Origin of the sequence: Candidatus Methylomirabilis sp., assembly GCA_036000645.1 — a bacterium.
GTDB lineage: Bacteria > Methylomirabilota > Methylomirabilia > Methylomirabilales > JACPAU01 > JACPAU01.
In genome coordinates this window covers 1-6640 of sequence record DASYVA010000186.1, presented here as the reverse complement: position 1 = coordinate 6640, position 6640 = coordinate 1, and the positions used below count along the sequence as shown (strand labels likewise).

Here is a 6640-nt window from a genome sequence, read left to right as displayed (position 1 = left end):
CACCTGTGGCATCCTGCTTGATGTCGGTCCCCTGGCGGATCCGGAGGAGCACCTCCACCTTGCGCTCTCGCTCCAGGGTCTCCAGGCTCGAGACGTTCCCCACGTCCACGCCGGCCAGCTTCACCGGGTCCCCCACCCGGAGCCCGGTGACGCGGTCGAACCGCGCCCGCAGGTGGTAGCCCCGGCGGAAGAGCCCCTCCCGCCCCACCATCTCGATGACCACCAGCAAGATGGCCAGCCCCAGGGCGAAGAACAGCCCGACCCGCTTCTCCGGCGACAGGGGCATCTCAGGCTCCTCCCATCCCCTTGGTTTGGGTCGTGATGAAGGCCCGAACCACCGGGTTCGTGCTCCGCCGCAGCTGCTCGGGCGTCCCCACCTCGACCAACCGCCCCTCGTGGAGCATCCCCATCCGATCCGCCACGTAGCACCCCATGTTCAGGTCGTGGGTCACCACCACCGAGGTGATCCGGAACCGCCGCTTCAGGTCCACGATGGCCTCGGCGATGTGGTCCGTCATCACCGGGTCCAGCTCCGCCGTCGGCTCGTCGTAGAGCATGAGATCCGGGTCGGTGGCCAGCGCCCGGGCGATGGCCACCCGCTTGCGCATCCCCCCGGAGAGCTCGGAGGGGAGGAGGTGCTTCTTGTCGGCCAGGCCGACCAGGCTGAGCTTCTCCGTCACGACCCGCTCGATGGCCCCGTCATCCGCCACCCGGTGCTCCTTCAGCCAGAGGCCCACGTTCTCGCCTACGGTGAGGGAGGAGAAGAGAGCGGCCGACTGGAAGACCATCCCGATCCGGTACCGCTTCGGCTCTCCGGGAGCCGCCAGCGGCGCCCCGTCAATGAGGATCTGACCGGCGTCCGGGGTGAGGAGGCCCAGGAGGTGCTTCAGGAGGACCGTCTTGCCGCAGCCACTCGGCCCGATGATGACGAAGGTCTCTCCCGGATGGACCTCCAGGGTCAGGTCCCGCAGGACCTGGACGTCGCCGAAGGCCTTCGAGAGCCCCACGACCCGGATGCCAACCCCCCGGGGGGGCGGCCCCGTCGTGCGCGTCGCGGTCTCCATGCCCTGCAGCTCCGCCACCCCTGCGACCCCTCCCCGGACGCCCATTGTACCCCTAAATCAGCAGGCGGGTGATGACGTAATCAAAGATGAAGATGCAGATGAAGGAGAGGACCACGGCCCGGGTGACCGAGCGACCGACCTCGCGGGGGCCCCCGCGCGTCTGCAGACCCACGTGGCAGCAGATGATGGCGATGGTCACGCCGAAGACCATCGCCTTGACCAGGCCGTCCAGGAAATCGCGCACCTCCATGAACTGGCGGAGGTTGTTGAAGAAGGTGTGAACCGAGACGTTGATCTGGGGGTTCACGGCGCCCACCATGGCTCCCCCGAACCAGCCCAGGACATCCACGTAGATCGTGAGGACCGGGAGCGTCAGGAGGCTGGCCAGCACCCGAGGCATGACCAGGTAGCGGACCGGGTCAATGTCCAGCGTCCGGAGCGCGTCGATCTCCTCATATACGCTCATGGCTGCGATCTCGGCGGCCATGGCCGAGCCGACCCGTCCCGCGACCAGGAGGGAGGTCATCACCGGGCCCAGCTCCTTGACCAAGGAGAGCCCGACGAGGCCTCCCAGGTTCTCCTCCGCCCCCAGCTTGGCCAGCTGGAAGCCGCTCTGGAGGGCCAGCACCCCGCCGATGAAGAGGGCCGTCAGGGAAGCGATGGGGAGGGTCGCATTCCCGATCTCCGCCATGTGCGCCACGATCTTGTCCACGCTCCGCGGCGCGGCCCGGCTCTCCCGGACCGCCTGCCACAGGAGGATGAGGACCTCCCCGATGGTCTGGACGAAACGGAGGATGACCCCCCCGGTCCCGGCCAGCAGGCCGACGCCCTTCACGGGCGCGCCTCCGTGGGCGCTCCCCAGGTGATCCAGGGAAGGTAGAGGAGCCGGAGCCCGCGGCGCCCGGGGGTGCTGTGGACCTGGACCAACCCCAGGAGGAGCCAGAGGTCCCGGACCGGGCCCCCGGCCCCCTCCTCGGCCCGGTAGGCCACAAGCGGGGCGAGCTGCCAGGCGAGCAGGCCCTCGGCCTCCTCGCGGCGATAGAAGTTCCAGAGGAGGCTCGAGACCGTGTGGCCGTCCGGGCCGCGCTGGTACCGGTAGAGGCTCCAGAGGGGAGCCCAGCTCCTGGCGAGCGCGGCATCGCGCGGCAGAAAGGTCTCGAGCAGGGCGAGGGCCTGGAAGGTCGCCGCCTCCCCCTCCGCCTCGTAGAAGAAGAGGGGCCAGGCATCCAGGCGGTGCCGGCTCCGGCCCTCCTCGGGGCGTTCCTCCCGGGTGTCCTGGACCAGATAGTACAGGATGCGCCGCCGGGTCAGCCGCCAGCCCTCCGCGTCGTCGCGCTCCGTGAGGTACAGCGGCCAGAGGAGATACTCGTCGGTCCGGGTCTGGCGGACGGCAGTGCTGTAGAACGGCCAGACCCGGGTGATCCGGCGGGTCTCCCCCCGGGCGACCCGGACGATCGGCCAGGGGACGTGCCATTCCTCGTACCCTTCCTGGTGGTCGGTGATCTTGCTGAAGAAGGGCCAGAGGACCGTGGTCTCGTCCCGCTGGGGGGAGCGGAGGAGGCTGTAGAGGGGGAGGAGGACCCGGACCCACTTCGGGTTCTCGGTGTCCAGGTCCAGGTCCTGGGCGAAGCCGAGCGGCCAGAGGAAGAAGGTCTTGTCGAAGCGCCCCGGGCGCACATCCCGGCCGACCAGGGGCCAGAGTTGCCAGCCGGACTGCTCCGGGCCCGACCAGGCCGCGATCAAGGGCCAGGGGAGGTGCGTGGTCCGGATCCCCTCATTTACGGTCCGGGCGTACAGGGGGAAGAGGGCGAAGCTGATGTCGTCCCGGCCGAAGCGGTCCCGGAGGCGCCCGCCCAGAGGGAAGAAGGCGAAGTACCCCGGCCGGCCCGGGCTCCTCGTGCGCCAGAAGAGGAACGGGTAGAGGGAGACCTCGGAGGGGGTGGCCTCCTCGCGCCCCGGCGGCGTGAGCTCGGTCCGCCGGAAGAGGGTGAAGAACCGCCAGTCCACGTCCTCCCGCTCCCGGCTGTAGGCCCCGAACGGGTAGAGGAGGTCGGCCTCCGTGCTGTCGCTGGCGGCGTCCGTCTCGCGCAGGAGGAGGGGCCGGAGCCCCAGGGTGCTTCGGGGCCCCTCCTCCCGATAGACCCCCAGGGGCCCCAGGAGGCTCCACTCCACAGAAGAGCCGCCGGGCCCCTCCTGTCGGTCCAGGAGGGGCCAGAGGTGGGGCCCCGTCGCGCCGGCCTGACCGGCCACGAAGAGGAGGAGCCCGAGCGGCGCAGCGGCCCGGAGCGCGGCCGCCCGGACAGGCCGGCGCCCCCTGGCGGTGCCGCTCAGAGGGGCGCCCTCCGCTGTTCCGGCTCCTCGAACCGGGTGTACTCCCGCAGGAACGTGAGCGGGACGGAGCCGGTGGGCCCGTTCCGCTGCTTGCTGATGATGACCTCCGTGGTCCGGTCCTCCTCGTCCAGCTCCTCGCCGAGTCCGGCCACCTCGCTCTTCCGGGCCCGCTCCTGAGCCTGGTAGAACCCCTTCCGGTAGAGGAAGGCCACCACGTCGGCATCCTGCTCGATGGCCCCGGACTCGCGGAGGTCCGAGAGCTGCGGCCGGGGCGGCGTCCGGGACTCCACCGCCCGGGAGAGCTGCGAGAGGGCCATGACCGGGACGTTCACCTCCTTGGCCAGGGCCTTCAGGCTCCGGGAGATCTCCGAGATCTCCTGCTGGCGGCTCTCTACCCGGCCCCGACCCCGGATGAGCTGGAGGTAGTCCACGATGATGAGCCCGAGCTGCCCCTCGGCCTTGAGGCGCCGGGCCTTCGCCCGGATCTCCAGGATGGTGATGGCCGGCGTGTCGTCGATGTAGATGGGCATCTCCGACAGCCGCCCGGCGGCCTTGGTCAACTCGGGCCAGTCGCGGGGCCCCAGCTTCCCGGTCCGGAGCCGGTGCGAGTCGACCCGGGCCTCGGTGCAGAGCATCCGCTGGACCAGTTGCTCCTTGGCCATCTCCAAACTGAAGACGGCGACGGAGGTGGAGGGCTCCACCTTCGCGGCATTGGCCGCCACGTTGAGGGCGAAGGAGGTCTTCCCCATGGAGGGGCGCCCGGCCACGATGATCAGGTCGGCAGGCTGGAGCCCCGAGGTGAGCTCATCGAGCCTGCCGAATCCCGTGGGGACCCCGGTGATGTGGGCCTGGCGCTCGTAGAGCCGCTCGATGTGCTCGAAGGTCCCCTTGAGGATGTCCTTCACCGGGATGAAGGCCCGGGAGACCTTGTCCTCCGAGATTTCGAAGATCCGCTTCTCCGCCAGGTCCAGGACCTCGTCGACGCTTTCCGCGTCCTCGTAGCCCATGCCCACCAGCTCGGTGGCCGTGCCGATGAGCTGCCGGAGCAGGGCTTTGTCCCGGACGATGCGAGCGTGGTAGGTGACGTTGGCCGCGGTCGGGACCGCCTCCAGGAGGGCGGCGAGCGCGGCCGCCCCCCCGACCGCCTCCAGTTCGTTCCGCCGGCGGAGCTCGTCGGTGAGCGTGACGAGGTCCACGGGCTCGCTGCGGCCGAAGAGGGTCAATGCGGCGTTGAAGATCCGGCGGTGGGCGTCCCTGTAGAAGTGGTCGGGGCGGAGGGCGTCGATGGCCTTGAGGAGGGCGTCGCTCTCCTGGAGGATGGCCCCCAGGACCGCCACCTCCGCCTCCAGGTTCTGGGGCGGGATGCGATCGTGCCTGCCCTGCGGGATCGTCATGGAGGGGAATTCAGGCCCGGACGACCGTGACCCGCACCTCAGCCGAGAGGCCGGCGTGGAGCCGGACCGGCACGCGGAACTCCCCCAGGGCCTTGATGGGCTCCGCCAGGACGATCCGCTTCCGGTCCACCGGCGCCCCCTCCTTCGCCAGGGCCTCGGCGATATCGAGTGCCGTGACGGAACCGAAGAGGCGCTCCTGCTCCCCGGCCGCCCGGGCAAAGGTGAGGGCGAGGCTCGCGAGGCGCTCCGCCAGCTCCTGCGCCTCCCGCAACGCCCGGTCCTGTCGCTTGGTGGCCCGGGCCTTGATCTGGCCCAGGGCCCGGAGGTTGCCGGGGGTGGCCTCGACGGCCAGCCCGTGGGGGATGAGGAAGTTGCGGGCGTAGCCGCCCGCCACCATCACCTGATCGCCCGGCTTGCCCAGTTTCTCCACGGTCTCGAGCAGGATCACGTTGGTCTGCATCCGTCACGCTCCCGGGGCCGCGCGCGGCGGCGCCCCTACCGGGCGGTCCGCTCGCGGCGGCGAAAGCCGCACCAGATATCAAAGAGGCCCAGCGCCGCGACCGCGAAGGCGGCGAGCGGCTGCAGCAGGAGGAGCAGGAGCCCGAAGGCCCAGAACCCGGGCGGCAGCCGGAAGCGGCGGCCCAGCTCGGTCGCCACCGCCACCCCCTCCAGGAAGTAGAGCCCGATCACCGGGACGAAAAGGTTCATCCCCAACCGCCCGGTGGCGCCGGGGAGGAGCGTGAGGACCCCGGTCCCGATGAAGCCCCACACCCAGCCGTCCGCCAGACGCCACTCCCCCAGGGGGGGGAGGGGGGACCCCAGGCGGCGCAGGACCGCCCCGGCAGCGCCGTAGACCAGGACAGCCATCAGAAGCTCCCCGGTGGCGAGCAGGCCCGGGAGCAGTGCCACGACCGCGTCGCGCAGGCCGCCCATCCAGGCGGCCATCTCCCGCACCTGCTCCCCCGGCAGGCCCATGCCGCTCATGCCCGCGATGAGGTCGTTCAGAACCCCATCCACGTGCGCGGCGAACGCCCTGACGGCCGCGCCCGCCTCGAAGCCGACCCGGGAGCCCACCAGGAGGGCGAGGCCGACGAGCCCGGCCGCGGCCCCGGCCAGAACGGGCGGCACCGGGGTCGTGGCCCGCCGCGCCGCCGCCCCCATCGCCAGGGCGGGCGCCGCGACCTCCAGGAGGAAGGCGGGGGCGGTCCCACCCGGGAGCGCGAGCGCAGCCGCGGCTGTCCCGGCGCTCACCACGGCCGCCACCCGGAGCCCTCGCCACCCCGCCAGGACCAGGAGCGGAACGGGACTCAGCCCCGTCAGGAGGCCCCCGGCCGGGAGGAGGAGGCCGGCCCCGAAGAGCGCCAGGGCGGCTCCCCCGAGGACGACCGCCTCCACCGCCCGCCGCCCTGCCACCACCGGTGTCCCCTCAGGACAATTCGGCCGTAAAGGGGAGGAGGGCGATGCTCCGAGCGCGGCGGATGGCCCGGGTCAGCTGGCGCTGGTGGATGGCGCAGTTGCCGGAGATCCGGCGGGGGATCATCTTGCCCCGGTCGGTCACGTAATTCCGGAGACGCCGCACATCCCGGTAGTCCACCGCCTCGATTTTGTCGACGCAAAACTTGCAGACCTTCGGGCGCTGGTAGGCCCTCTTCCGCTTCAGCATGCGCACTCCACGGTCATCCGATTACAGAGGAGCATCAGAACGGGACATCGTCCTCGCCGCCCGCTTCGGGCGCCCGGACCGGCTCCCCCTCCGGCTCCGACCCACCGCCCGCCTCGCGTCGGCCGCCCAGGAACTGCACCCGCTCTCCCACCACCTCGTGCTTGCTCCGCTTCTGGCCGTCCTGGCCT

Annotated in this window: 8 protein-coding genes; all 8 read right to left on the bottom strand. The window is 71.2% G+C overall.

Going from position 1 to position 6640, the window contains the following annotated elements:
• On the bottom strand, window positions 1-286 hold a 286-nt coding region (locus tag VGT06_10375), incomplete at its 3' end, for an MlaD family protein (GenBank protein ID HEV8663526.1).
• A 1-nt stretch (window position 287) separates the two neighbouring features.
• Window positions 288-1082, bottom strand: coding sequence for an ATP-binding cassette domain-containing protein (locus VGT06_10370; GenBank protein ID HEV8663525.1), 795 nt, complete (start codon window positions 1080-1082; stop codon window positions 288-290).
• A 34-nt stretch (window positions 1083-1116) separates the two neighbouring features.
• Window positions 1117-1899 carry an ABC transporter permease gene (locus VGT06_10365; GenBank protein HEV8663524.1) on the bottom strand — a complete coding sequence of 261 codons (783 nt, stop codon included), beginning with the start codon at window positions 1897-1899 and terminating at the stop codon, window positions 1117-1119.
• Window positions 1896-3314: a hypothetical protein gene (locus VGT06_10360; protein HEV8663523.1), complete on the bottom strand. Its 1419-nt coding sequence runs from the start codon at window positions 3312-3314 to the stop codon at window positions 1896-1898. The genes VGT06_10365 and VGT06_10360 overlap by 4 nt, the downstream gene beginning before the upstream one ends.
• Window positions 3315-3391: 77 nt before the next feature.
• Complete coding sequence (gene dnaB / locus VGT06_10355; GenBank protein HEV8663522.1) at window positions 3392-4789, bottom strand: replicative DNA helicase; 1398 nt, start codon at window positions 4787-4789, stop codon at window positions 3392-3394.
• Window positions 4790-4799: 10 nt separating this feature from the next.
• Window positions 4800-5249 carry a 50S ribosomal protein L9 gene (rplI, locus tag VGT06_10350; protein HEV8663521.1) on the bottom strand — a complete coding sequence of 150 codons (450 nt, stop codon included), beginning with the start codon at window positions 5247-5249 and terminating at the stop codon, window positions 4800-4802.
• Window positions 5250-5284: 35 nt separating this feature from the next.
• The gene (locus VGT06_10345) at window positions 5285-6202 is read right to left on the bottom strand and encodes a DUF2232 domain-containing protein (GenBank protein HEV8663520.1); all 918 of its coding nucleotides are present in this window, start codon (window positions 6200-6202) and stop codon (window positions 5285-5287) included.
• Window positions 6203-6215: 13 nt separating this feature from the next.
• On the bottom strand, window positions 6216-6449 hold the full coding sequence (rpsR, locus tag VGT06_10340) for a 30S ribosomal protein S18 (GenBank protein HEV8663519.1): 234 nt from the start codon (window positions 6447-6449) through the stop codon (window positions 6216-6218).
• Between the last annotated feature and the right edge of the window lie 191 nt (window positions 6450-6640).